This window comes from Salinadaptatus halalkaliphilus (assembly GCF_006543045.1).
Lineage (GTDB): Archaea > Halobacteriota > Halobacteria > Halobacteriales > Natrialbaceae > Salinadaptatus > Salinadaptatus halalkaliphilus.
Window position 1 is genome coordinate 35,268 of sequence record NZ_RBZW01000012.1, and the last position, 22,890, is coordinate 58,157.

Sequence of the window (22,890 nt, forward strand, 5' to 3'; positions counted from 1 at the left end):
TGCGTCGCCAGGCAGACTGCCGGCGGCACAAATATAAATCAGTGGATAGAACTCTCGAGTAACTACCGACGTAGCGACCGTCCAGCGGAGGGTAACTAACAGATGGTATTCAGTACACTTTGGGCTCGCCTCTCGTCTCTGTGGCCGCGAACCTCGACGGCGGAGACGGGAAGTACCGAGTCCACGACGACCGAGGAATCGACGACCCAACAGTCCGAGGACGAGACGTTGAGCTACGCCGAGCAGTTCGACTACGGCGTCGACGAGCGGGACCTGCCGGACGAAGATGTCGTGCTCCGACTGCTGGTCAAACGCGGCGGGCGCGTCGATGCCGACACCGTCCGCGAGGAAACCGGCTGGTCGGAAGACCACCTCGCACAGGTCGTCGACCGGATGGAAACCGACGACCAGGTCAGCGCGATTACCGTTGGTCGAAAGCGAGTTATCTGCCGGCGCGGTTTCGAACCGAAAGGGTATCGGTCCCACATCAACGAGTAGTCGACCGTTCTACGGCGGTTACAGAAGTAACAGGTGAAAGCCGTGTGGAGGACGTCACTCCCATTCGAATCGATCCGGATCGCACGCAGCGAGTGCCGTCCGCACCGCGGCGACGTTCTCGGGGACGTCGTGGACGCGGACGATATCGGCGCCGCGGTCGGCTGCGAGTGCGCTCGCGGCGACGGTCGATGCAGTGCGATCGCCTGCCTCGCGGCCGACGTGGCCGAACATCGACTTCTGTGAGTGGCCGACGAGTACCGGACAGTCGAGCGCGCGAAACTCCTCGAGTCGACCCAGCATCTCGAAGCTCTCTCGAGCGGATTTGCCGAATCCGATTCCGGGATCGACGACGATCTGCTTGCGCTCGAGGCCGGCCTTTTCGGCCAACAGCACGCGCTCTGTGAGTTGGTCGATCACGTCCTCGACGACGTCGTCGTACTTGACCTCGCGGTCGGGGACGACCGGTGCGTCGATGCTATGCATGATCACCAGCCCGGCGTCGTGGTCGGCTGCGACGAAGCGCATCTCCGGGTCCTCGAGCCCCGAGACGTCGTTGATGATGTCGCCGCCGGCCTCGAGGGCGGCGTCGGCGACCGCGGCCTTGCGGGTGTCGATCGAGACGAGCGCATCGAGATCGGCGATGCGCTCGACGACGGGGACGACCCGACCGATCTCGTCCGCAACCGGGACTGGATCCGCGCCGGGGCGGGTCGACTCGCCGCCGACGTCGATGACATCAGCGCCGGCCTCGACCATCGCCTCGGCGCGGGCGACGGCGTCCTCGAGCGTGTCGTACTCGCCGCCGTCGTGGAAGCTGTCGGGGGTGATGTTCACGATTCCCATGACGGCGGTGTGGTCGTGCCAGGGGAACCGCGGCTGTGGCTTGGCTGTCGTTGCTGGCGTCGGGTCAGCGCTGCCTGACTCGAGGTCGAGCGTCTCACGGAGGGTTCGAGCGACTGCGCCGAGACCGTGAGGTTGCTCCTCGAGGCGATCGGTCAACTGTCGGAACTGCGAGTGTGTCCCCATCAACACGGCGTCGACGCGATCCTCGTCGCGGTGGGAGGGTGAGCTCGCACACTCACCACCAAGCCGGAGCAGTTCGTCGTTGACGATCGTCGCCTGGCGTTGCTGGAGCGTCGTCTTGACGACGCGGTGGACGCCCTCGTCGCGTAACCGCTCGACGGTTCCCGGAGGCACGCTCGATCCCTCGAGCGTTGCCTGGGCGTCTGCGAGATTCCGGATTCGCTTGGGGACGTCGGCGCTGGTCCAGCGCGAGCGCGCCTCCGCGACCGCAAACAGCGAGCCGGTGACGAGCACGCAGTCGCCGTCGTCGGCGAGCTCGAGTGTCCGCTCGAGGGCGTCCTGGACGGCGTCGGCGGTTTCGACGGCCGAAACGCCGCTGTCTTCGAAGACCGTCGCGAGGACCGATCGATCCTCGGCGCGCTCGAGGGTCGGTTCGGTGGCGACGACCGTATCGGGCGTCGGTAAGGCGGCGGCCATCTCGCGGTGGTCCTTGTCGTGCATCGCGCCGAAGACGACGTGCAACTCGTCGTACTCGTACGTCGAGAGCGTCTCCGCGAGTGTCCGGCAGGCACCTGGATTGTGCGCGCCGTCGAGGACGACCAGGGGCTCGGCGTCCATCACTTCGAACCGCCCCGGCCAGTGAGCGTTTCTGAGTCCGCGCGCGAGATTCGCGCTCGAGACGTCGGCGACTTGGCGGGCGAGAACGGCCGCAATCCCGGCGTTTGTCGCCTGGTGACGGCCGGGAAGCGGAATTTGGGTCTCGACAGCCCAGTCGTCGGCATCGATCGCGATGGCGGCTTCAGTGTGGTTCGTGCGGCCGCCGTAGGCGACGTTCACGTCCGGTTCCCCTTCGAACGTCTCGTCGCTATCGTCGGCGCTCCCGACCGTCACCACGTCGCCAGCGACGTCACGAATCGCCTCGAGCGTCTCGCCCGTGACGCCGGTCACGAGCGGCTGGTCGTCGGGGGCGACGTGGGCCTTGTCGCGGGCGATCGCGTCCTCGGTGTCGCCGATGATCCCGGTGTGTTCTAAGGTGACGCTCGTGACCGCGCTCGCGACGGGGTCGACGACGCTGGTCGCGTCGAACTTGCCGCCGATGCCGACCTCGCAGACGGCGACGTCGACGTCCTCGCGACCGAACTGCCACAGCGCCATGGCGGTCATCGTCTCGAAGAAGGTCGGCGAGTCGCCGTCGGCGCCGCGCTCGGTCACGTACTCGCGGATGGCGTCGACGAACGCACAGACCGCGGACCGAGGGATCTTCCGCCCGTCGATGCGAATCCGCTCGCGCAGGTCCTCGAGGTGGGGCGAGGTGTACAGTCCCACCGACAGTCCCGCTTCCCGTAACGTCCGCTCGAGCATGCGCGCCGTACTTCCCTTCCCGTTGGAGCCGGCGATCTGGACGACGTCGACATCCGCGTGTGGGTCCTCGAGGTGGGCAAGCAGTCGCGCCGTCGACTCCGTCCCCGGCTTCGGGCGAAACCGCCGCAGGCCGAAGACGAAGTCCGCCGCCTCGTGATACTCCATATCCGAACCAGCAAGTCCGGCCGCTTTAGGGTGTCGGACTCGGTTTTGGACGCCGCCGCTCCGAGGTGTCAGATCGTCGTGTCGCTACGAGCGGAGCCAGTGTTTCCGCCGCCGAACCGGGCTCTGATCGTGGCCTCGAGTGCGCCGACAATCGCGAGTACGAGGGCGTACGGGCCAAACAGGAGGATGTGGACCGGACTGTCGGTCGTGACGAAGACCTCGAAGACGAGCACGTACGGCACGGCCAGTGCAAAGAGAACGAGCGGCGCGAGGAGGCCACGCGTAAACAGCCCACCGACGGGGACGGCGGCGACGGCAAACGCGACTGCAAAGACTGCGCCGGCAGCGACCGGCGGCCTGATGCCGGCCTCGAGGACCAGAAGCGTCGTCGCGAGTGCGATGAGTCCCGCCCCACCGGCTGTCCAGCCAGCGATCGTCGAACGTGCCCGCGGGAGCGACGGCAGGTTCTGCAGTCGGCCGTCGGCGACGCCGTACCGTCGGCGGATTCCGAACTCGAGGACGCCGGCGTACAGCGCGAGCGCGAGCCAGAGGTGCCAGGCGTTCGCGTAGCTCGCGACGTAGGTCGGCCCTTCGACGATGGCGTAGCCACCGAGTTCGCCCCACTCGGGTGAGGGCGAGGTCACGTCGAGGTACGTCGTTCCGGCAAGGACGGCGAGCAATCCGAGAGTCGGGGTGAACAATCGCGTGTACGCCGAGACGAACACGGGAACGACGCCGACGACGACCATCGTCGCGACGAGACCGGCAGTCGAACCGGTCGACTCGAGGGCGGGATAGGCGTCGCGAGCGTACAACGCGAGGACGATGCCGGCGTTCGCGACGCCGGCAGCGAGCGCGACCAGGACGGTTCGGATGGACGGCCGGTTCGCGCTCGAGTCGAGGGCAGGGACCATACCCGAAACGTCGTCGCCGATCTACATGTAAATTTCCCAGCAGTCGGTGATCGACGACTCGACACCGCAAGCGCCCGCTCGAGTCGCGTCCGGGCTCACTCGATCGGAATTCGGGTCGGCTCTCCAGCAGGCCGTCGCCGCGGAATGGTGGCGTCGATATCGTCGCCGGCCGCGACGAGCGACTCGAGACGGTGGTGAATACCGTTGTGGTGACCCGCACCGATAACGGCGACGACGTCGTTGCCGTCGCGGGCGAGCGCGTAGAGACGGCGGGCCATGATTCGATCGCGGGTATCGATGAGCACCTCCGCGACCTCCGGAAGCAACCGTCGTACCTGATCGATCGCCGGCTGAACGTCGTCGCCGTGTCGAATCTCCGAAAACGGGACGCGCGTCGCCTCGAGCGCACGCGCCTGTTGGGCGGGATCGATGCGCTGTGCCCGGGCGAAAACCTTGGGAATGGTCTCGAGGCCGATCCGGTCGGTCAGCGCCGAGACGGTCTCGTCGATCGGTCGGTCGATGAGCGCGACCTCCGTGTCCAATTCGGCGGCCGCTTCGATAGCGACCGCCATATCGGTCGTCTCGGGGTCGAGCCCGTAGAGCCGGACGACCGCCCGCTGGACCGTCCGCAACAGCGTGTAGGTCACCGCGACGGGAAACGGCAGGTCGAATGGATCACGATTCGCCTGGCGCTCGAGGCGTTCGAAGCGCTTCTCGTCGAGTTCGACGGCCACGACGTCCGGTTTCGTCTCGCGAATCGTCGCACGGACGCGTCGGCGATGCGTCGGCGAAAAGTGGACGCTGGGGACGAGCGTGATCGAGCCGGAGTTGGACATGGGTACTGGAAGTTCGACATCGACCGGCTTGAAACGCCCCCGTACGAGTAACGAAATTGATACGAACGTCGTCAGGCAGTCGCGTTCCTGGCATCCTCGTACCACTGCGGCTCGGTCACGGTTGCAGCGCCGAATTTGTCGTACTGGGAGGTGATCCGGATGTCCGATCCGGTCGGTTCGTGGTGGTATTTGACCTCGAGTTCGTGGACGATCCCCGTTTCGGTGACGAACGCCGCCGCTCGGTACGCCTCGGCCTCGGACGCGATCTGTGCCGGCGGTTCGGTCGTCGTCACCTGATACCCAGGGATCTCCGCCGTCAGGGTCGGTGACACGTCCGCGTCGCGGTCGTCGAAATAGGTTTCAACGAGGTCGGCACCGATCGCGCCGCTACGAGCGGTCGCGTTCGGATCGCCGGGGATCGCTCGCCGTTCGTAGCGGGGCTCGGCCTCGTTCCCTCGGTCGACGTACTCGTATTCGTACTCGCCGTCCGCGTACCGTTCGTGACCGTCCGTCGTCCAATCGTCGGCGACGCTCCCGCGCTGTGCTACGTGATACGTCCCGCCGTCCAGCCGGACGAGCAAGGCGCCGTCGCCGGGTGCGCCGTCCGGAATCGCCTCCGGATCCCCGTCCACGACGACGCGATGGGTCAGCGCCTTGGCCCCCTCGAGCGTGGTCGCGTGTTCTTCGCCCATGCGCTCGACATCGTGAATGCCATCGTGAAAGATCCCCGGCGGCGGGTAATTGGTTGCCCCGTGGGTTCCCGACTGACCGCCCTCGTCGGCAAGCGTGAGTACTGCGGCGACCGCCCGGGTTTCCGATCCGTCTTCGGATGTCGGGTCGCTGCCCTCGGTTCCAAACGTTGGTTCGCCGTCCTCGATTTCTGACTCGGCCGGTTCGTCCAGGGAGCCGATCGGCGGGCCGTCTCCGCTCTCACCGTCGTTCCCCTCGCCGATCGGCCCGGCGAACGCCCCGGCGTAAAGCGCGATCGCGACGAAGACGCCGACGAGGAGGACCACGGTGAGGCCCTCAACTGAGATATCGGGTGCGGGAATGGTGATTCGAGATGTCGAAAGCAGCGGTTTCCGCGCCGTGTCCTCCGACTGCGCCCCGCTCGCATCGCCGCGAACGCGACGGCCGGAGCGCTCCGCCGGGACACTGGTGTCACGATCGGATCGATCCGCCGCCGCGTACAGATCGGTCCCGAAGTGTTCGAGGAACAGCCGTTCCCCCTCGTCGCGGTCGATCGCGTACAAAAGTCGGTCGCGGATTTCGCCCGGGTCGACGACGGCCGCGTCGGTTCCGATGTTGCTCTCGGAGTCGTCGCTGACGACCAGGTCGGCTTCCGCTGCGGGGGAGTCGACGGCGATCCGTCGAACCGTTCCGCCACGGGTCGCGACGACGAGACCGTCCTCGAGCGTCGTCTCCCACCCCATCGCGTCCCAGAGAGCGTCGACGACGGCCCGTCGCTCGCCCGGCTCCAGCCGAGCGAACAAAGCGGTGAATCGCTCCCGTGAGGGAACGGGCATGTGCGCACGTTCGGACCGTCGCTACAAAGGCTTTCCTCGGGTCCGAGAGTCGACGAGCATCGAAAACCCGGCCGCGTCGATCGAACCGCTACTCGTCTTTCGGCTGGCCCCAGTACTCGTTGCGCTGCGGGCGGTTGCTGACGGCCTGGACGTCGATCGGCTCGTCCTTGGCAGCCCGCGCCTCGAGGGCGGCTTTCGCCGATCCCTCGGTCGAGAAGTAGGTAATCTCCTCCTCGACGGCGACCTCGAGCAGGTCGCGGTCCCGCGAGACGATCAGGTCGACTTCGCCCTTCCTGGCGGCCTCGACGAGGTCGACGGCTTCACAGAGGTCGTAGTACTCGGAGAAGCCCGCAACGAGTTCCTCGCCGGCCTCGGTGTCGGGGTCGGGGAACTCGTCTGCCGAGAGGTCGATGACGACCGTGCCGTCCTCGGGAACCGGCTTGCCGACGGCGTCCTGAGCCTTGTCGTAGGCCTTCCCGAACGCGTCGGCGGTGCCCATGACCTCGCCGGTCGATTTCATCTCGGGGCCGAGACGCGGGTCGGAGCCCGGCAGGCGGTCGAACGGCAGCACGACCTCCTTGATCGAGACCTGCTCGGGCACCTGTTCGTCGACGCCTAACTCCTCGAGCGACTGGCCGGCCATGACCTTCGCAGCGATCTTGGCGATCGGGACGCCCGTCGCCTTCGAGATGAACGGCACGGTGCGTGAGGAGCGCGGGTTGGCCTCGAGGACGTACACCTCGGGTTCGACATCAGGGTCGTCCAATCCGGTCACGGCGAGTTGAACGTTCAGCAGACCCACCGTCTCGAGGGCCTGGGCAATCTCCTCTGTCACCTCCCGGACGCGGCGGTTGACGTCGCGGCCGAGCGAGCGCGGAGGAATCATGCAGGCGGAGTCGCCGGAGTGGACGCCGGCGCTCTCGACGTGCTCCATGACGCCGCCGATCAGGACGTCTTCGCCGTCCGAGACGGCGTCGACATCGAGTTCGACTGCATCCTCGAGGAAGTCGTCCACGAGGATGGGTTTGTCCGGGCTGACGCGGACGGCCTCCTCGATGTAGCTCTCGAGTTCGGCGTCGTCGTAGACGACCTGCATCGCGCGGCCGCCCAGCACGTAGGAGGGGCGGACGAGCACGGGGTAACCGATATCGTGTGCCAGCTCGAGCGCTTCCGCCTTCGAGACGGCGGTGCCACCCTCGGGCTGGGCGATTCCCAGGTCGTCCATGAGGGCGTTGAAGCGGTCGCGGTCCTCCGCCAAGTCCATCGCCTCGACTTCGGTACCCATGACCTCGCAGCCGAGGCCGCGGCGATCGATTTCGTCCTGCAGGGGCTCTGCAATGTTGACGGAGGTTTGGCCGCCGAACTGGACCATCACGCCGTCGGCGTCGATCGCCTCGGCCACGTCGGCGACCTCCTCGGCCGTGATCGGTTCGAAGAACAGCCCGTCGGAGGTGTCGTAGTCCGTCGAAACCGTCTCGGGGTTGTTGTTGACGACGTGGGCATCGACGCCTTCCTCGCGCAACGCCTGGACCGCGTGGACCGAACAGTAGTCGAACTCGACGCCCTGTCCGATGCGGATCGGGCCGCCCCCGACGACGATCACACTCTCGACATCGCGGTCGACCTCGAGTTCGCCCGAGGCGGCTGCACCCTCGAGGGGGCCGGACTCGAACTCGTTTTTGCGCGCGGAGTAGTAGTACGGCGTCTCCGCGGCGAACTCGCCGGCGCAGGTGTCGACCTGTTTGTAGGTGCGACCCGGCACCTCCTGTTCGACGGTGTCGACGTCGCTGCCGGCCGCGGCCGCGATGGTCGCGTTGGTGTGGCCCGTGATCGCTGCCTCGGTGAAGTCACCCGCCTGTGCGGCGATCGTCGACTCGGCAATGCGGGCGTAGCGCTCGGCGTACCACTCGAAGATGCCCGTGAGCTCGACGACCTCCTCGACGCTGTAGCCGCGTTCGTAGGCCTCGAACATCGCGTACGGACGGTCGGGCGAGGGGCGCTCTAAGTAGTGCTCCTCGAGTTCCGCGTCGCTGACCTCGGCCCAGTCGACATCTGGCTCGTACTCCGACGATCGGAGGGCCTTCAGCAGGCTCTCCTCGAAGGTTCGGCCGATAGCCATCGCCTCGCCGGTCGACTTCATCGCCGTGGTGAGTTCGAAGTCGACGTCGTCGAACTTGTCTTTGGGCCAGCGCGGAACTTTGGTAACGACGTAGTCGATCGCGGGCTCGAAGGCCGCGGTGGTCTCGCCCGTGATCTCGTTGTCGATCTCGTGGAGGCGCTTGCCGAGCGCGACCTTCGCGGTCACGCGGGCGATCGGATAGCCCGTCGCCTTCGAGGCCAGCGCGGAGGAGCGAGAGACGCGGGGGTTAACCTCGACGACCCGATACTCGCCGCCGGGCGTGCCGTCGTCGCGCCAGGCGAACTGGATGTTACAGCCGCCCTGAATCCCGAGTTCGCGGATGACGTCGAGCGCCGCGGTACGCATCTCCTGGTGGCCCTTGTCGGGGACGAGTTGGGAGGGCGTAACGACCGTCGACTCCCCGGTGTGGATCCCCATCGGGTCGATGTTCTCCATGTTACAGATGATAATACAGGAGTCGTCGGCGTCGCGCATGACTTCGTACTCGTATTCGACCCAGCCCGCGATGGACTCGGTGATGAGGACTTCGCTGTTACGGGAGAGTCGCAGTCCCTTGCGGACGCGGGCGAGCAGTTCGTCGAACTCGTGGACGACGCCCGAGCCGGAGCCACCCAGCGTGTAGGTGGTGCGGGCGATGACCGGCAGCCCACCGACTTCGTCGACCGCCGCCTGCACGCGCTCCTCGAGATCTTCCTCGGTCAGTTCCGAGACCGATTCGCCCTCGTCGAGGGAGATGGTCGTCGAGGCGGGAACCGGCTGGCCGATCTTCTCCATGCGCTGGCGAAAGAGGTCGCGGTCTTCGGTCGCGTAGATGGTGTCGAGTGGCGTCCCCATGATCTCGACGTCGTACTCCTCGAGGACACCCTCTTCGGCGAGTTCCGCGGTGACGTTCAGGCCGGTCTGGCCGCCGAGGCCGGCGATGACGCCGTCGGGCTGTTCTTTGCGGATGATCTCGGCGATGGCCTCGGTGGTGATCGGCTCGATGTACACCTCGTCTGCCATCTCCGGGTCGGTCATGATCGTCGCCGGATTGGAGTTGACGAGGACGACCTTCGCGCCTTCCTCCTGCAGTGCGCGACAAGCCTGGGCCCCGGAGTAGTCGAACTCGGCCGCCTGGCCGATTTGGATCGGGCCGCTCCCGATCAGTAGGATCGTGCGTCCGTCCCCTGTGGTCTCGGTCTGGTCCGTACTCATTGGTCTTGTTCGTTCGAAGTTCGCACATCGTAATAAGCGCCACGAAACAGTACGAATCTCGAAACGGCTTTTCGAAATTCGAACTCGTCGCCAGACCGGCGCCTCGAGTGCTACCCGTCGAAGACCGTCGATTGGTCACACTCGAGGTCCTGTTCTTGGACAACCCGCGTATACTCGAGTCGCGAGACGCGGTTCGTGACACCAACCATCTCAAGACGGTCGTCCCGATCGGCTCTCGGTACTCTTCGGGAACGCCTTCCGAAATGCACGCGAACACGTCGGCGAGGGCGTCTCCGACACCGACACCGGATTCGCGAACGCCGACGATGGTACCGGAATCACCCCGAGACACGCGACTGTACTTCGAGTCGGGCTACAGTACGGCACGCGACAGCAAGTTTGGCCCGGCTCAGACAGTCACAGATCGTGATCTAACCCTAGGTCTTATATATTCGCCGTGAGAACGCCAGGTACATGTCAACCCATGCAGACGGCGATACGACGATGGCAGCGCTGGCACACATATCGGCACTCGTTGCGTCGTTTCTCGGGCCACTACTGATCCTCGTGCTCGCGGACGACACCGACACGCTGGTCAAAGAGAACGCGAAAAATGCGTTGAACTTTCAGATCCTGGTGTTCATCGCGATGGTCATCTCCGGGGCGCTGACGGTGGTCCTTATCGGGCTCCTCTTGATCCCGATAGTCGGACTGGTAAACGTCATTCTGGTCATTTTGGCGACGATAAAAGCGAACAACAGCGAGATTTACTCGTACCCGTTCACGCCGAGTATCATCTGAGACGGATCGTCGTCGCAGCGTCTCCGTATCGATCGAGGCCATCCATATTTGAGCCTTGGGTACAAAACACGGTCGTGTCCCGAATCGCTATCGTCGGCGCGGGTGTGGCTGCGGCCGCCGCCAGCACCGTCCTCGAGCAACGTACCGACGCGGCCGTGACCGTCCTCGAGAAATCCCGCGGACTCGGCGGTCGCGCGGCGACGAGACGTCGAGCTGAGATCGTTTACGATTACGGCGCGAACTACGTCAAATCCGACGACGAGCGCGTCGTCGAGTTGCTCACCGAGACGCTCGAGACCGACGGGCTGGTCGACGTCACCGAACCGGTCTGGACGTTCGACGCAGACGGAACCATCTCGGAAGGCCGGGACACCGACGATCACAAGTGGACTTACCGCGCGGGGCTAACACAGATCGCCAAGCGACTCTTTGCGCGGACCGGCGCCGAGATCCACCGCGAAACGCGGATCGAGCGACTCGAGCGGGTGGGTGCCGATGGCGATGCTGGTCGGTGGCGACTCGCGGACGCCGACGGGACCACGTGGGGACCGTTCGACGCCGTCCTCCTGAATCCGCCGGCGCCCCAATCCGCCGAATTGATCCGGACGGCGACGTGGGAACACGACGGTCGCGACGCGCTGGCCACCGCCGTCGACGACGTGCCGTATCGGACGATCTGGACCGGCGTCTTTCACTACCCGTTCGCCCTCGAGCGGCCCTACTACGCGCTGGTCAACACCGACAAAGCCCACGAGATCGGCTGGCTCTCCCGCGAGGAGTGCAAGCCCGACCACGTTCCCGACGACGAGTCGCTCCTGATCGTCCAGGCCAACCACGAGTGGTCCGTCGATCGAGTCGACGACGACCCCGAGACGACCCTCGCGGAACTGGCCGAGCTGACGGCGACCCTGCTCGAGGACGACCGCCTCCGTGAACCAGACTGGAGCGACCATCAGGGCTGGCGGTACGCGCTGCCGGAGACGGGCGTCGATCGAGATCCACTCGAGCGCGCCGAACGCGAGGGCTTGTACTGTCTCGGCGACTGGGTCGCCGGTGACGGTCGCGTCCACGCCGCGCTCCGCAACGGCCTCGCGGTCGGTGACCGTGTATCGGCCGACCGGTAGCTCTTGGCGGCGGTACGCGACCAACGGCCGAAACCACTCGAAATCGGATTACTCGCTCGAGGGCTCGAGGGCGATCGGGTAGTCGGTCAGGTTCTCGTACCCGTCCTCGGTGACGACGATCAGATCCTCGATCCGAACGCCGCCGACTGCGGGGTCGTAGATGCCGGGTTCGATCGAGATCACGTGGCCGGACTCGAGTTCGCCGCCGGCGGGCGAGACGCTGGGTTCCTCGTGAATGTCCAGCCCGACGCCGTGGCCTGTGCTGTGGATGAAACCCGTGTTGGTACTGGGATCGCTTCGCAGCGTCTCGTACCCGGCGTCTTCGATCACGTCGCAGGCGACATCGTGGACGGTCGCGCCGGTGACGCCGGCTTCGACGGCCTCGAGGGCGGCCTCGTAGGCGTCGTGGGTCACGTCGTAGCGCCGACGGGCCTCCGCCCCGGGGTCGCCACGGGCGAAGGTGCGGGTCATGTCGCCGAAGTAGCCCGTTTCCTTGTCTCGCGGGAAGATGTCGATGACGATCAGTTCGTTGGCCCGCAGCGGGCCGCTACCGCGGTCGTGAGGGTCGGCACCGTCGGCCCCGCAGGCGACGATCGTGTCGTCGAGTCCGCAGCCGTGGCGAAGCAACGTGACTTCGATCGCCTCTTTGACGCGCTCGCTGGTGAGGGGGTCGCCGTCGTAGACGAGCGTCCCGTCCTCGTCGATCTCGGCGCTTGCGATCAGCTCCTCCGCGCGGGCCATCGCACCCTCGTTAGCGCGCTGGGTTGCCCGGATCTGTTCGCGTTCCCAGTCGGTCTTTCGCGAGCGGATCTCGGTGACGATCCCCTCGGTTTCGACCGTGACCGAGATCCCCTGCTCGCGGAGGCCGTCCGCGGTACCCGTCGGGAACGTCTTCGGAACGGCGGCCGAGTCGATGTCGTGATCGGCGAGAAAGGCAGCGATCGTTCGGACCGTTCCCTCGTAACTGCCGTACTCCCCGATTAGCTCCTGGTAGTCGTAGGCTGCCCGGCGACTGACCGAATCGACGCTTGCCTGTGCGTTCGCGCGACCGTACTCGAGTCCCGAGACGAGCAGGTGGACGCCGTCGTGGGTGACGAGCGTCTGGTAGGGGTCCGGTGCGGTAAAGCCCGAGACGTAGCGGTGGTCGGCGTCCGACGCATCGTCGTCGATGAGATAGCCGTCTGCCTCCGCGTCTTCGAGCGCGGACCGAAGCGGCGTGAGGTCGGCCTCGACGTTCATAGACGGATATCGTCGGCGAGTGCATATATATGCCCGCGACCGGTCGTCGCGGTCGAACCACCGCCGATCCGATATGTCGATCCAAACTGTTATTGAGACATAACGAAATGGCTCGTTCATGTACCGTCGACGGCTCCTCGCTGTCGCTGCCGGTGGCGTTCTCGGCCCCGCTGGTGGATGCGTGGCCGTTCCATCGAGTGCCGACGAGCCACGGGGAGCGTCCCTCCTTCGGGACGCGATCGACACGCGGACAGAGCTCACCACGCTCGCCGGCCGTCGCGTCTTGACCGCTGAAACGCCGGAGGACACCTCCCAACGCGTCGAGCGCATCGTCAGGCGGCCCCCAGGGAACCGCCGAACCGAGATCCTCGAGTCGGCGGACCCACACCTTCCGACGGGGTTCGTCTCGGTTACCAATCGAGAAGTCACCTGGGAGTACGACCCCGCCGAGGAACTCGTCGTCGAGCGCCATCACCCGAATCGGGTCGTCACCGACGGCCCCAGAGTAGCCCTCGAGGCGCTGCTCGAGGAATACACGTTCACACACGAGGGTGTCGAGACGGTTGCGGGCCGCGAGACCCACCGCATGGACGCCGAACCGATCGCCGACGACCTCGAGCGATCGATCGAGTTGCTCGTCGGCGAGACGGTCTATCGGATCCCGCTCGAGCGAACCGAGGCGGCGGCTCTCGAGTCTGCGACGGTAACGCGGTCGGTCTGGATCGACGACGAGTATCGGTACCCGATCCGGGAACGGGACGTGCTGCGCGACGGTGACGGGGAGCTGTTACACCGATTGACGGCCACCTACGAGGACCTCGCGATCGACCCCGACCTCGAGGAGGGGACGTTCGTCTATGAGCCGCCCGAGGACGCCACGGTCGAACGACTCGGGACCGAACCGACCGGCGTCTACGCTGCTCGAGCAGACGCGGCTGCGGTCGTGAGTTACGACCTTCCCGATCCGGCCGTGCCCGACCCCTACGTCCTCGACCGAATCACGGTCGTCGATAGGACTCCCGACTTTGGCGTCCGAACCACGTTCTGGTATCACGATCCCGATCGCCCCGAACGCGAACTGTTTGTCGCCGTCCGCGACGAACGGCGATACGATCCCGACGCCCTCGAGGCGATCGACCTCGACGGCCACACCGCCTATCGCCGGGACGGCGGGATCGACAGCGTCTTCTGGAGCTGTGAGGGGCTCCACTACGAGGTCTCGAGTTCGACCGTCGCCGAGCCAGTTCGGGAGCTCGCTACCTCGATCGGCTGTCCATAGTTCGGCTGGCTGCCACGCCGTCGGACGACAGCCCCCACGAAACGGGGTCGGGGTGTCAGGATCGGTACCGGTATAGGGTGGCCACCCCACAGACCGATCATGAGCACGGACGTTACCATTGTTCCCTCGAGCGTCCAGGGGACGGTTCGGGCACCGCCGTCGAAGAGTTACACCCACCGCGCGATCCTCGCCGCGGGTTACGCCGGCGATACGACGGTTCGAGACGCGCTCTGGAGTGCCGATACGCAGGCGACCGCACGAGCGGTGACCGCATTCGGCGGCGCCCTCGAGCGACGCGATGACGGTACCCTCGAGGTCGAGGGCTTCGACGGCCGTCCCGAGGTTCCAACGGACGTCATCGACTGTGGGAACAGCGGCACGACGATCCGCCTTGTCAGCGGCGCGGCCGCCCTCGCCGACGGCACCACGGTCCTGACCGGCGACGAGTCGCTTCGCTCGCGACCGCAGGGGCCGCTGCTCGAGGCGATCACCGACCTCGGCGGCGAGGCCACGAGCACCCGCGAGAACGGACAAGCGCCGCTGGTCGTCACCGGCCCGCTCGCCGGCGGATCGGTGTCGATCCCCGGCGATGTCTCCTCGCAGTTTATTACGTCGCTGCTGATGGCCGGCGCAGTGACCGACCAGGGCATCGAGATCGACCTCGAGACGGCGCTCAAATCGGCACCCTACGTCGACATCACGCTCGAGGTGCTCGAGGCCTTCGGCGTCGACGCTCGACAGACCGACACGGGCTTTGCCGTCGAGGGTGGTCAGTCCTACGATCCGGTCGGCGGCGAGTACGCGGTTCCCGGCGACTTCTCCTCGATCTCCTACCCGCTCGCAGCAGGGGCGATCGCCGGCGAGGACGGCGTTCGGATCGAGGGCGCACACCCGAGTGCACAGGGTGATACCGCCATCGTCGAGATCGTCGAACGGATGGGCGCCGATGTCGACTGGGACCGCGGGGCGGGTACCGTCGATGTCACAGCAGCCCTACTCGAGGGGATTACTGTCGATGTCGAGGATACGCCCGATCTGCTGCCGACGATCGCGACGCTCGGGGCCGTGGCCGACGGCGAGACGCGGATTACGAACGCCGAGCACGTCCGCTACAAGGAGACCGACCGGGTGAGCGCGATGGCCGAGGAACTGGGGACGATGGGCGTCGAGACGACCGAAGAACACGATTCGCTGACGATCCACGGCGACGAGTCACGTCTCGAGGGTGCGACCGTCTCGGGTCGCGACGATCACCGCATCATCATGGCGCTGGCACTCGCCGGACTGGTCGCCGACGGCGAGACGACGGTCGAGGGTGCCGACCACGTCGACGTCTCCTATCCCGGGTTCTTCTCGAGTCTCGAGGAACTGGGGGTCGACCTCGAGCGTCAGGAAAGCGGGTGAACATCAGAATTCGTAGGCCATGAGTACCTCGTCGACATGCTTGTCGTCGATCGTATAGTGATTCTTGCGGATGCCCTCCGTGTGCCAGCCGTGGGCCTCGAGGAAGGCCAAGGCGGTGTCGTTGGTCGCGGGAACGCTGTTGTACACCTTGCGGTAGCCGTTTGCTTCGGCCCACTCGAGCCCGCGAGTCAGGAGTTGACTGCCGACGCCGTCGTTGCGGTGGCTCGAGCGGACCCCGACGGTCAGTTGCGCGGTGTCGTGGAGTTTCTCGATGTGGGGCAGATCGAGGTGGGTCCAGCCGACCACCGAGCCGTCGGCGGTCGCGACGAAAAACACCCGCGATTCGACCGTATTGTGTCGCGAGACGGAGTCGTCGTACAGTAGCTGTTCGGCGACCGTCTCGGCGACGACGTAGGATTCCGTCGACGTCACGTCCCGAATCGTCCCGAGGACGCCCTCGAAATCCGCGTGGCGTGCAGGCCGAATCGTGTACGTTTCCTGGTCGGTCGAATACTCCTCGAGCGAGCCGACGTCCAGTGGCACGCGGATCGTCCCGCCATCTTCCTCGAGATACCCCTTCGTCTTCAGCGACTCGAGCGTCTCCTGAAACTGGTCGGCCGACATCGATGTCGCGTCGCGAACCCGGTGTCGCGCCGCCGTCCCGTGGCGCTCGACGTACTGGTAGAGTGCTTTGCTGCCCTCGGTCTCGAACGTGGGTCGTTCGGGCGCGCGCATACAGAACCCAATCCAGCCAACCGGCATAGTTCTTGTTGCAAGTTATCATAATGCATGGAGATGGCACTGTGTGCCGTCTCGAGGGATAGCGAGTCCCACAGCGGTCCGTCCGTCCACAAAACACGACCGTTAAGCCGGCGGAGACACAAGCCTGGGCTATGAGTCTCGAGACGATGCAACCGAATCCGGCGTGGGATCCAGCCGCCTACGACGACGCCGTCGACACGCTCGAAGCACACAACGACGAGCTCGTCTACAAAGTCTGGGGCGGTGACTGGTGTAAGGACTGCCGAAAGCTACTCCCCGACTTCGGCGCGGCACTCGATGCGGCTAACGTCCCCGACGACCGCATCGAAGCGGTCGGCGTCGACGAGGATAAGCAGGGGCCGGGCGTCGACGAGTACGACATCGAATACATCCCGACGGTCGTCGTCGAAACTGACGACGGCGAAGAGGTCACCCGGTTCGTCGAAGAAGAAACGCTGCCGCCGGCCGTCTGGCTCGCACAGGAACTCGAGTCGACGCTATAGAACCGTCCATTCTTTTCAGCGATCGTTCGACGGACGGCTCACACCGGTGATTTCGAAGCGAGCCCCGCCGGTCTCACTCTCGCCGACGGTAATCTCCCAGTCGTGCGCCTCCACGATGTTGGCGACGATGTCGAGGCCGAGTCCCGTGCCGTCCTCGGCCGTCGAATACCCTCGCTCCAAGACGTCGTCGCGTTCGTCCGTCGGGATGCCGGGGCCGTTGTCGGCGACGTAGAAGCCGTCCGTGGTCGCACCTACCTCTATCGTCGGATCCTCGCCGGTGTGTTCGACGCTGTTTCGAAGTAGGTTCTCGAAGACCGTCCGGAGCTGTTCTCGGTCGGCACGAATAGTCGCCGCCGAATCGGTCACCCGGAGCGTCGCCGCCGGCGCATCGACGACACTCCAGGCTTCGTCGACGACGGGCCCGAGTGCGACCATCTCCACGTCGTCGGCGACCGTCCCCTCCCGGGCGAGGGTCAACACGTTATCGATGATGTCGTCCATCCGATCCAGTGACTCTTCGATTTCTCGCAGGTGTTCCCGGTCGCTGTCCGCAACGGTCTCCTGGAGCAGTTCGGTTCGGCCCTTGGCGACTTGAAGTGGGTTCCGAAGATCGTGACTGACGACGCTTGCGAACTCCTCGAGACGTTCGTTCTGTGCCGTTAGTTGCTCGAATTGCCGACGGTGGGCCAGCAGATTCGAGAGCCGGCGGGCGAGAACGTGCTCCCGAACCGGTGCCTCGACGATATCGTCGACGAGCGGGCGGCCGTCCGACGTGGCCGTAAGCAACGATTCGTCGATGGTCGTCCCCGATCGGCACACGAGCACTACGGGCACAAACGTCGGCCCGTTTTGATCGATGTGGGCCTCGAACCGCTCACGATACGTCGAAAAGGATCGGTCGTCGACGAGTACGATATCGCCGACTAGCGCTTCGGTCTCGGTCGTGACCGCGTAGTACTCCGAGAGCAGTGCTTCGAGGGCGTCGCTGTTAGCGTCGTCGCCGACGAACAACTGCACTGTATCCGTCGACTCGGAACTCATCGGTTCGGCAGCGATTGTAGTGGCCTCGAACAGCCTGTCCACCGTAATACGGGTCGACTGCGTCCGCGATCCAGGGCCAACGCCGCCGGCGGTTCGTTCGAACAACGAATAGAATGGTCCATACTCATAGTCGTCATACGCCGACTCGAGTGGCCCGTACTTCGTCTTATCGGCTGACGTTGTCAGTTCTATGGGGTGTTCCTTCGAGGATACCCTGGACGGCCGTCAGCGGTTCGCCGACCTGAATGCCATCCGGTGTAATCTCGAAGTCGCGAATCGTCCGTTCGAAATTCCCGGCGCGCTTTTTCAATACACCGATCCCTTTCCGCAGCTCGCCGCCGGTTTCGACGTAATTCAGATACAGGATGTTGTCGGCGATGTAGCTGATGTTCGCACTCGAGGCACTCGGCATACCAGTTACCTGATCGGTTTCGTCGAGCAGGAGAACGGCGATGTCCCTGTTTTTGAGCGACCGGATCAGCGCGTGGAGTTTACGGCCGAGTACGGGTTCCTCGCCCTGAATCGAGAGCTTGTAGCCGTCGACGCCGTCGATCATCACGAGCTCGGTCCCTTCGGTTTCGATTCTGCTCATCACTCGCTGTGCGAACTCCTCGGCCGACATCGCGAGCGGTTCGATCGCTTCGATCGCGAGCTTGCCCTCTGTTTGCTGCCGTGAGATCGGAATGCCGAGCTCGTTCGACCGGTGGATGTAGGTCTTGGGCGACTCCTCGAAGAGGTACGCGACGGGGTTTGCCCCGCGTTCGGCTGCAGCCGAGAGAAACTGCGTGCCGGTCGTCGTCTTCCCAACGCCGGTCGGCCCGCTGATAAACGTCGCCGTCCCCCGCTCGAGACCGCCACCGAGCAGGGAATCGAGCGCATCGATACCCGACGGCGTCTGCCCGGGGTCGAACTCGTGGTCCGAGTGTTCGGGAACGAGACTCGGATAGACCTCGAAGCCGCTCGATCGAATCTCGAGGCCGTGCGAGCCGTCGCGTTGGCCGATCCCGCGGTGTTTGGCGACGGTGATTCGACGACCGCCGCTCCCGCGCTCGAGTTCGACGATCCCGTCGCTTAGCGACCGGACCTCGTCGTCGGCGCGTGACTTCTCGTCGGTCTTGGTCGCGATGACAGTCGTTCCTCGCCCTTTCAGAAACCGCATAAACGAGATGAGCCGTTTGCGAAACTGGTACTCCGAGGGTTCGATGTACTGCAGTTGCGAGATCGGATCGAGCAGTATCCGATCGGGGTTGATCTCCTCGATCGCCGCCCGGATCTCTTCGATAAACTGCTCGGATTCGATGTCGCGAGCGTCGACCAGATCGTACGTCTGATCGCCGTCGAAAAAATCCGAGTCGGGCCCCAGATCGAGGAAGGTAGCGTCCTCGAGGTCGATACCGAAACTCGAGGCGTTGGCGAGAATTTCGCTCTCCGTTTCTTCACCGTGAATAAAGAGGACGGTTTCGTCCCTGCTGAGTCCCGTCCGCAGGAACTCCATTCCGAGCAACGTCTTCCCAGTGCCAGGTCGTCCCACCACGAGATACAGTCGGCCGGTCACTAACCCGCCATTGAGTAGCCCATCGAGACCAGAAATACCGGTCTCGACCGTTCGTAACGCGTTTCCCATAGAGTGAGCCATAGAAGGGGTCGGTCGAAGATAAATTTACGGATTCGACACCTATCCGAAAGCGAATACGTATTGTCGATGCCAGTTGCCCGAGTCGCTCGATAGCGGTCCGTTACGAGCCGTTTCCCGAAGCGAGCGTCCCCGACTCCCACCGTGAGGCATTCATATTGTTGTCATATTGGTGCAGCTGTATCGCGTTCGAGCCACTCGAGGGCATCCCCAACGTCGTGGGTCGATGGCGAACACGTTCGGTTCTCGCAGACGTAGAGGGTCGGCTCGCCGTCGCGAGCATCGCGGCCGGCCCAGATCGGCGGCGCGTCCGACAGCTCGAGGCGGTCGAGCCAGGCGTCGAGTCCATCTTCGGTCGGCGGCCGCCGCGCGAAGAGCCGACCGGGAAGATACCGCGAACCGAGCCGATCGTACCACTCGACCGGCGTCGATTCGGCGGCGACCGTGATCTCGAGGGGGCCCGCCGCCAGCCGATCCGCGGCGAGCGAGAGCGTCGCGTGCTCGAGGGCGTTTGCCTCGAGGCGGTTTGCGTGGGTCTCGAGGACGCCGGTCGCGATTTCGTCGAATCCGTCGTCGGAAAATTCCGCGAGCGAAAGCAGCGTCTCGACGGCGACGCCGGCGGCCGACGGCGTCGACTGATCGCCGAGTTCCTGTGGTCGCGTGACGAGCGATTCGCCGCTTTCGGGCGTGAAATACAGCGTTTCCCGGTCGGCGTCCCAGAACTCCGCCTCGACGACGCGGCCGAGTTCGAGCGCAAATTCGAGGTGCTCGACGTCGCCAGTCGCCTCGTAACAACCAAGCGCGCCGCGAGCGAGGAAGGCGTAGTCCTCGAGATAGCCGTCGACGGCAACGTCCCCGTCCTTGTACCGTCGCGAGAGGCGCTGCTCGTCGCTATCCCAAAGCCGGTCGCGGACGAATTCGAGTCCCTCGGTGGCCATCGCGGCGTATTCGTCGTCTCCGAGGACGATGGCTGCTTCCGCACACGTCGAGATCATCAACCCGTTCCAGCCCGCAAGCACCTTCTCGTCGCGGTTGGGTCGCGGGCGCTGCTTGCGAACCTCGAACAGCCGCTCACGGGCCGACTCGAGGCGCTCGCGGACGGCGTCTTCCGCGAGGTCGAACTGTTCGGCGAGTGTCTCGCAGTCGGTGACTCGGTTCGGCTGGTTCCGGCCTTCGAAGTTGCCCGAGTCGGTGATATCGTAGCGGGCACAGAACAGTTCGGCGTCGGTGTCGTCGGCGAGCGCGTCGTGAATTTCCTCGGGCGTCCAGACGAAGAAGGCCCCTTCCTCCCGCTCGCCCGTTTCGGGGTTCTCGCTCTGGGCGTCGAGCGTAGCGAAGAAGCCGCCATCCTCGTGGGTGAGTTCGCGGTCGACGAACGCCAGGGTGTCCTCGACGACCGCGGCGTAGCGTTCCTCACCCGTCTGCTGGTAGCCCACGAGCAACGCGCGCGGAATCTCGGCGTTGTCGTACAACATCTTCTCGAAGTGGGGAACCGTCCAGTCGCGGTCGACACAATAGCGGTGAAATCCACCCCCCACGTGGTCGTAGAGCCCGCCCGAAACCATCGCGTCGAGTGACTCCGCGAGCACGTCGCGGTAGGCCTCCTCGCCGGTTCGATCGGCCGCTCGAGCGAGCACGCGCAATCGCGACGGCTGGGGAAACTTCGGTCCATCGGCGCCGAATCCGCCGTACTGACGGTCGGCGCTGCGCACCGCAGCATCGGCCGCCCGCTCGAGCAAGTCGCTCGAGGGAGCCGTCCGATCGTCGGGCGTTTCGGGCGTCTCCTCGAGTCGATCCCGGGCCGCGGTCGTCCACTGTTCGGCGCGGTTCTCGACTTCGTCGCGGTCCTGTTCCCACGAGTTCGAAATCTGTTCGAGGACATCGAGAAAGCCGGGTTGTCCGCGCTTTGATTCTCGAGGGAAGTAGGTGCCGACGTAGAACGGCTTTCCCTCGGGCGTGAGCCAGGCCGACAGGGGCCAGCCACCGCGGCCGGTGACGAGCTGACAGACCGTCATATAGATGCTGTCGACATCCGGGCGCTCCTCGCGGTCGACCTTGATCGGGACGAACTGTTCGTTCAGCACCTCGGCGACCGCCTCGTCGGCGAAGCTCTCTTCCTCCATAACGTGACACCAGTGACACGCCGAGTAGCCGATCGACAGGAAGATCGGGCGATCGTGCTCGCGGGCCGTCTCGAGGGCCTGTTCGTCCCAGGGCTGCCAGTTGACGGGGTTGTCCGCGTGCTGGCGAAGGTAGGGACTTTGCTCCTCGTCGAGCCGGTTGCGTTCGGTAGGCTGATCCATGTGCCGGTTACGGCCAGGGATAATAAAAGTCCGAGGTATATTGCTAAGGTGGCCGGTCAGCGTGAGAGAACCAACGAGCGTGGTGGGGAGTCGGAGTACTCGTTTCGACGGTCTATCGCGCCGGTCCGGCCGACGGTGCGAAGTCATCGGCGAGATGATCGAGCGTCCGATCGATCGACTCGATCTGGTTCGTCTGTGACTCGAGTTCGTCCGCGATTACGCCGGTATCCTCGGCGATGCTCTCGGCGCTTTCGACGGTCTGGTCGACCATACTCGCAACCTCCTCGGTGCTCGAGGCCTGCTGGTCGGTCGCCGTCGCGACTTCGTCGATGCCGTCGGAGACTTCCTCGACGGTCTCGTGGATCTCTGCTAAGATTTCGACGGCGCGGTCGACCGATTCGATCCCGCGGTCGATTCGTTCGTTGTTTTCGTCGAGACTCTCGACGGCCGCCTCGGTTTTCTCCTCGACGTCGCGAATCATTCCCTCGATTTCGGCGGCACGCTCCTGAGAGTCCTCCGCGAGGGACTTCACCTCGTTCGCGACGACGGCGAAGCCGTTGCCGTCGGCGTCCGCGTGGGCCGCTTCGATCGAGGCGTTGAGCGCGAGCAGGTTCGTCTGATCGGCGATGTCGTTGATTACCTCGACGATCTCGTCGATCTCCGCGACACTCTGTTGAATCGCGGTGACATCGTCGGTGACTTCCGTCGCCGTCTCCTGAATTTCTTCCATAGCGGTGCCGACCTCGGTCGCGGACTCCTGGCCGGACTCGGCGAGTTCCCGTGCCGTCTCACCTGCCGCTGCGACTTCCTCGGAGGAGGAGGCGATCTCCTCGACCGACGCCGAGAGACTCGAGGTTTCGTCGGCGACCTCCATGATCGCGTCGTACTGGTCGTTTGCCTCGTCGTGGATCTCGTCGATCCGATCGCTAATCTCGACCGTGCTGTCACCCAACTCGGCGAGTGAGTCCTGAATGTCCGTGATCTCGTCTCGGTCGTAGTCGTCCGTCGTCTCGAGGGCGTCGACATCGGCAGTCTCGATATCAGTGTCGACATCCGCGGACACCTGATTGGGTTGGTCTTCGCGGTCAGGGTCCCTATCGAAGGACACTGCAGATCACCTCCCCAACTGTCCCGCCCGGAACT

General features: G+C 65.0%; 17 protein-coding genes. 6 read left to right on the plus strand and 11 right to left on the minus strand.

Annotated elements, in window-relative coordinates:
- The first annotated feature begins 102 nt into the window (after window positions 1–102).
- Window positions 103–498, plus strand: a complete 396-nt coding sequence (locus tag D8Y22_RS03745) for a helix-turn-helix transcriptional regulator (protein WP_141463385.1) — start codon at window positions 103–105, stop codon at window positions 496–498.
- A gap of 54 nt (window positions 499–552) precedes the next feature.
- Here D8Y22_RS03745 and folP read toward each other — a convergent pair whose 3' ends face one another.
- The 5 genes from folP to carB form a co-directional block, all read right to left on the minus strand.
- Window positions 553–3,048: a dihydropteroate synthase gene (gene folP / locus D8Y22_RS03750; RefSeq protein WP_141463386.1), complete on the minus strand. Its 2,496-nt coding sequence runs from the start codon at window positions 3,046–3,048 to the stop codon at window positions 553–555.
- 68 nt (window positions 3,049–3,116) lie between these two features.
- On the minus strand, window positions 3,117–3,962 hold the full coding sequence (locus tag D8Y22_RS03755) for a hypothetical protein (RefSeq protein WP_141463387.1): 846 nt from the start codon (window positions 3,960–3,962) through the stop codon (window positions 3,117–3,119).
- Between the two features lie 95 nt (window positions 3,963–4,057).
- Entirely contained in the window at window positions 4,058–4,798 is a 741-nt protein-coding gene (locus D8Y22_RS03760; RefSeq protein ID WP_141463388.1) for a TraB domain-containing protein, read from the minus strand.
- A gap of 71 nt (window positions 4,799–4,869) precedes the next feature.
- A complete protein-coding gene (locus D8Y22_RS03765) occupies window positions 4,870–6,324 on the minus strand; it encodes a hypothetical protein (protein ID WP_141463389.1) in 1,455 nt (484 codons plus the stop codon).
- A gap of 88 nt (window positions 6,325–6,412) precedes the next feature.
- Window positions 6,413–9,658 carry a carbamoyl-phosphate synthase large subunit gene (gene carB / locus D8Y22_RS03770; RefSeq protein WP_141463390.1) on the minus strand — a complete coding sequence of 1,082 codons (3,246 nt, stop codon included), beginning with the start codon at window positions 9,656–9,658 and terminating at the stop codon, window positions 6,413–6,415.
- Between the two features lie 474 nt (window positions 9,659–10,132).
- Between carB and D8Y22_RS03775 the strand changes: the two genes are divergently transcribed.
- Window positions 10,133–10,459, plus strand: a complete 327-nt coding sequence (locus D8Y22_RS03775; RefSeq protein ID WP_141463391.1) for a DUF4870 domain-containing protein — start codon at window positions 10,133–10,135, stop codon at window positions 10,457–10,459.
- Between the two features lie 74 nt (window positions 10,460–10,533).
- The gene (locus D8Y22_RS03780) at window positions 10,534–11,583 is read left to right on the plus strand and encodes an NAD(P)/FAD-dependent oxidoreductase (RefSeq protein ID WP_141463392.1); all 1,050 of its coding nucleotides are present in this window, start codon (window positions 10,534–10,536) and stop codon (window positions 11,581–11,583) included.
- Window positions 11,584–11,631: 48 nt separating this feature from the next.
- Here D8Y22_RS03780 and D8Y22_RS03785 read toward each other — a convergent pair whose 3' ends face one another.
- Window positions 11,632–12,822, minus strand: coding sequence for a M24 family metallopeptidase (locus tag D8Y22_RS03785; protein WP_141463393.1), 1,191 nt, complete (start codon window positions 12,820–12,822; stop codon window positions 11,632–11,634).
- Between the two features lie 118 nt (window positions 12,823–12,940).
- On the opposite strand from D8Y22_RS03785, the gene D8Y22_RS03790 reads away from it, so the two are divergent.
- On the plus strand, window positions 12,941–14,101 hold the full coding sequence (locus D8Y22_RS03790; RefSeq protein ID WP_141463394.1) for a LolA family protein: 1,161 nt from the start codon (window positions 12,941–12,943) through the stop codon (window positions 14,099–14,101).
- 99 nt (window positions 14,102–14,200) lie between these two features.
- Window positions 14,201–15,505, plus strand: coding sequence for a 3-phosphoshikimate 1-carboxyvinyltransferase (gene aroA, locus D8Y22_RS03795; RefSeq protein WP_141463395.1), 1,305 nt, complete (start codon window positions 14,201–14,203; stop codon window positions 15,503–15,505).
- A 3-nt stretch (window positions 15,506–15,508) separates the two neighbouring features.
- Here aroA and D8Y22_RS03800 read toward each other — a convergent pair whose 3' ends face one another.
- On the minus strand, window positions 15,509–16,240 hold the full coding sequence (locus D8Y22_RS03800; protein ID WP_141463396.1) for a GNAT family N-acetyltransferase: 732 nt from the start codon (window positions 16,238–16,240) through the stop codon (window positions 15,509–15,511).
- 158 nt (window positions 16,241–16,398) lie between these two features.
- On the opposite strand from D8Y22_RS03800, the gene D8Y22_RS03805 reads away from it, so the two are divergent.
- Window positions 16,399–16,770, plus strand: a complete 372-nt coding sequence (locus D8Y22_RS03805) for a TlpA family protein disulfide reductase (protein ID WP_141463397.1) — start codon at window positions 16,399–16,401, stop codon at window positions 16,768–16,770.
- Window positions 16,771–16,785: 15 nt separating this feature from the next.
- On the opposite strand, the gene D8Y22_RS03810 is transcribed toward D8Y22_RS03805, so the two are convergent.
- The 4 genes from D8Y22_RS03810 to D8Y22_RS03825 all read right to left on the minus strand — a co-directional run bounded on the left by D8Y22_RS03810 (window position 16,786) and on the right by D8Y22_RS03825 (window position 22,855).
- Window positions 16,786–17,811 carry a sensor histidine kinase gene (locus D8Y22_RS03810; protein WP_141463398.1) on the minus strand — a complete coding sequence of 342 codons (1,026 nt, stop codon included), beginning with the start codon at window positions 17,809–17,811 and terminating at the stop codon, window positions 16,786–16,788.
- A gap of 166 nt (window positions 17,812–17,977) precedes the next feature.
- Window positions 17,978–19,435, minus strand: coding sequence for an ATPase domain-containing protein (locus tag D8Y22_RS03815; RefSeq protein WP_141463399.1), 1,458 nt, complete (start codon window positions 19,433–19,435; stop codon window positions 17,978–17,980).
- A 173-nt stretch (window positions 19,436–19,608) separates the two neighbouring features.
- Window positions 19,609–21,747, minus strand: a complete 2,139-nt coding sequence (locus tag D8Y22_RS03820; RefSeq protein WP_141463400.1) for a thioredoxin domain-containing protein — start codon at window positions 21,745–21,747, stop codon at window positions 19,609–19,611.
- 112 nt (window positions 21,748–21,859) lie between these two features.
- Window positions 21,860–22,855: a methyl-accepting chemotaxis protein gene (locus tag D8Y22_RS03825; protein ID WP_141463401.1), complete on the minus strand. Its 996-nt coding sequence runs from the start codon at window positions 22,853–22,855 to the stop codon at window positions 21,860–21,862.
- Between the last annotated feature and the right edge of the window lie 35 nt (window positions 22,856–22,890).

Bases quoted from the DNA above. Each gene is read 5' to 3' on its own strand.
- D8Y22_RS03745 (WP_141463385.1), top strand. From the start codon at position 103: ATGGTATTCAGTACACTTTGGGCTCGCCTCTCGTCTCTGTGGCCGCGA.
- folP (WP_141463386.1), bottom strand. From the start codon at position 3,048: ATGGAGTATCACGAGGCGGCGGACTTCGTCTTCGGCCTGCGGCGGTTT.
- D8Y22_RS03755 (WP_141463387.1), bottom strand. From the start codon at position 3,962: ATGGTCCCTGCCCTCGACTCGAGCGCGAACCGGCCGTCCATCCGAACC.
- D8Y22_RS03760 (WP_141463388.1), bottom strand. From the start codon at position 4,798: ATGTCCAACTCCGGCTCGATCACGCTCGTCCCCAGCGTCCACTTTTCG.
- D8Y22_RS03765 (WP_141463389.1), bottom strand. From the start codon at position 6,324: ATGCCCGTTCCCTCACGGGAGCGATTCACCGCTTTGTTCGCTCGGCTG.
- carB (WP_141463390.1), bottom strand. From the start codon at position 9,658: ATGAGTACGGACCAGACCGAGACCACAGGGGACGGACGCACGATCCTA.
- D8Y22_RS03775 (WP_141463391.1), top strand. From the start codon at position 10,133: ATGTCAACCCATGCAGACGGCGATACGACGATGGCAGCGCTGGCACAC.
- D8Y22_RS03785 (WP_141463393.1), bottom strand. From the start codon at position 12,822: ATGAACGTCGAGGCCGACCTCACGCCGCTTCGGTCCGCGCTCGAAGAC.
- D8Y22_RS03790 (WP_141463394.1), top strand. From the start codon at position 12,941: ATGTACCGTCGACGGCTCCTCGCTGTCGCTGCCGGTGGCGTTCTCGGC.
- aroA (WP_141463395.1), top strand. From the start codon at position 14,201: ATGAGCACGGACGTTACCATTGTTCCCTCGAGCGTCCAGGGGACGGTT.
- D8Y22_RS03800 (WP_141463396.1), bottom strand. From the start codon at position 16,240: ATGCGCGCGCCCGAACGACCCACGTTCGAGACCGAGGGCAGCAAAGCA.
- D8Y22_RS03805 (WP_141463397.1), top strand. From the start codon at position 16,399: ATGAGTCTCGAGACGATGCAACCGAATCCGGCGTGGGATCCAGCCGCC.
- D8Y22_RS03810 (WP_141463398.1), bottom strand. From the start codon at position 17,811: ATGAGTTCCGAGTCGACGGATACAGTGCAGTTGTTCGTCGGCGACGAC.
- D8Y22_RS03815 (WP_141463399.1), bottom strand. From the start codon at position 19,435: ATGGGAAACGCGTTACGAACGGTCGAGACCGGTATTTCTGGTCTCGAT.
- D8Y22_RS03820 (WP_141463400.1), bottom strand. From the start codon at position 21,747: ATGGATCAGCCTACCGAACGCAACCGGCTCGACGAGGAGCAAAGTCCC.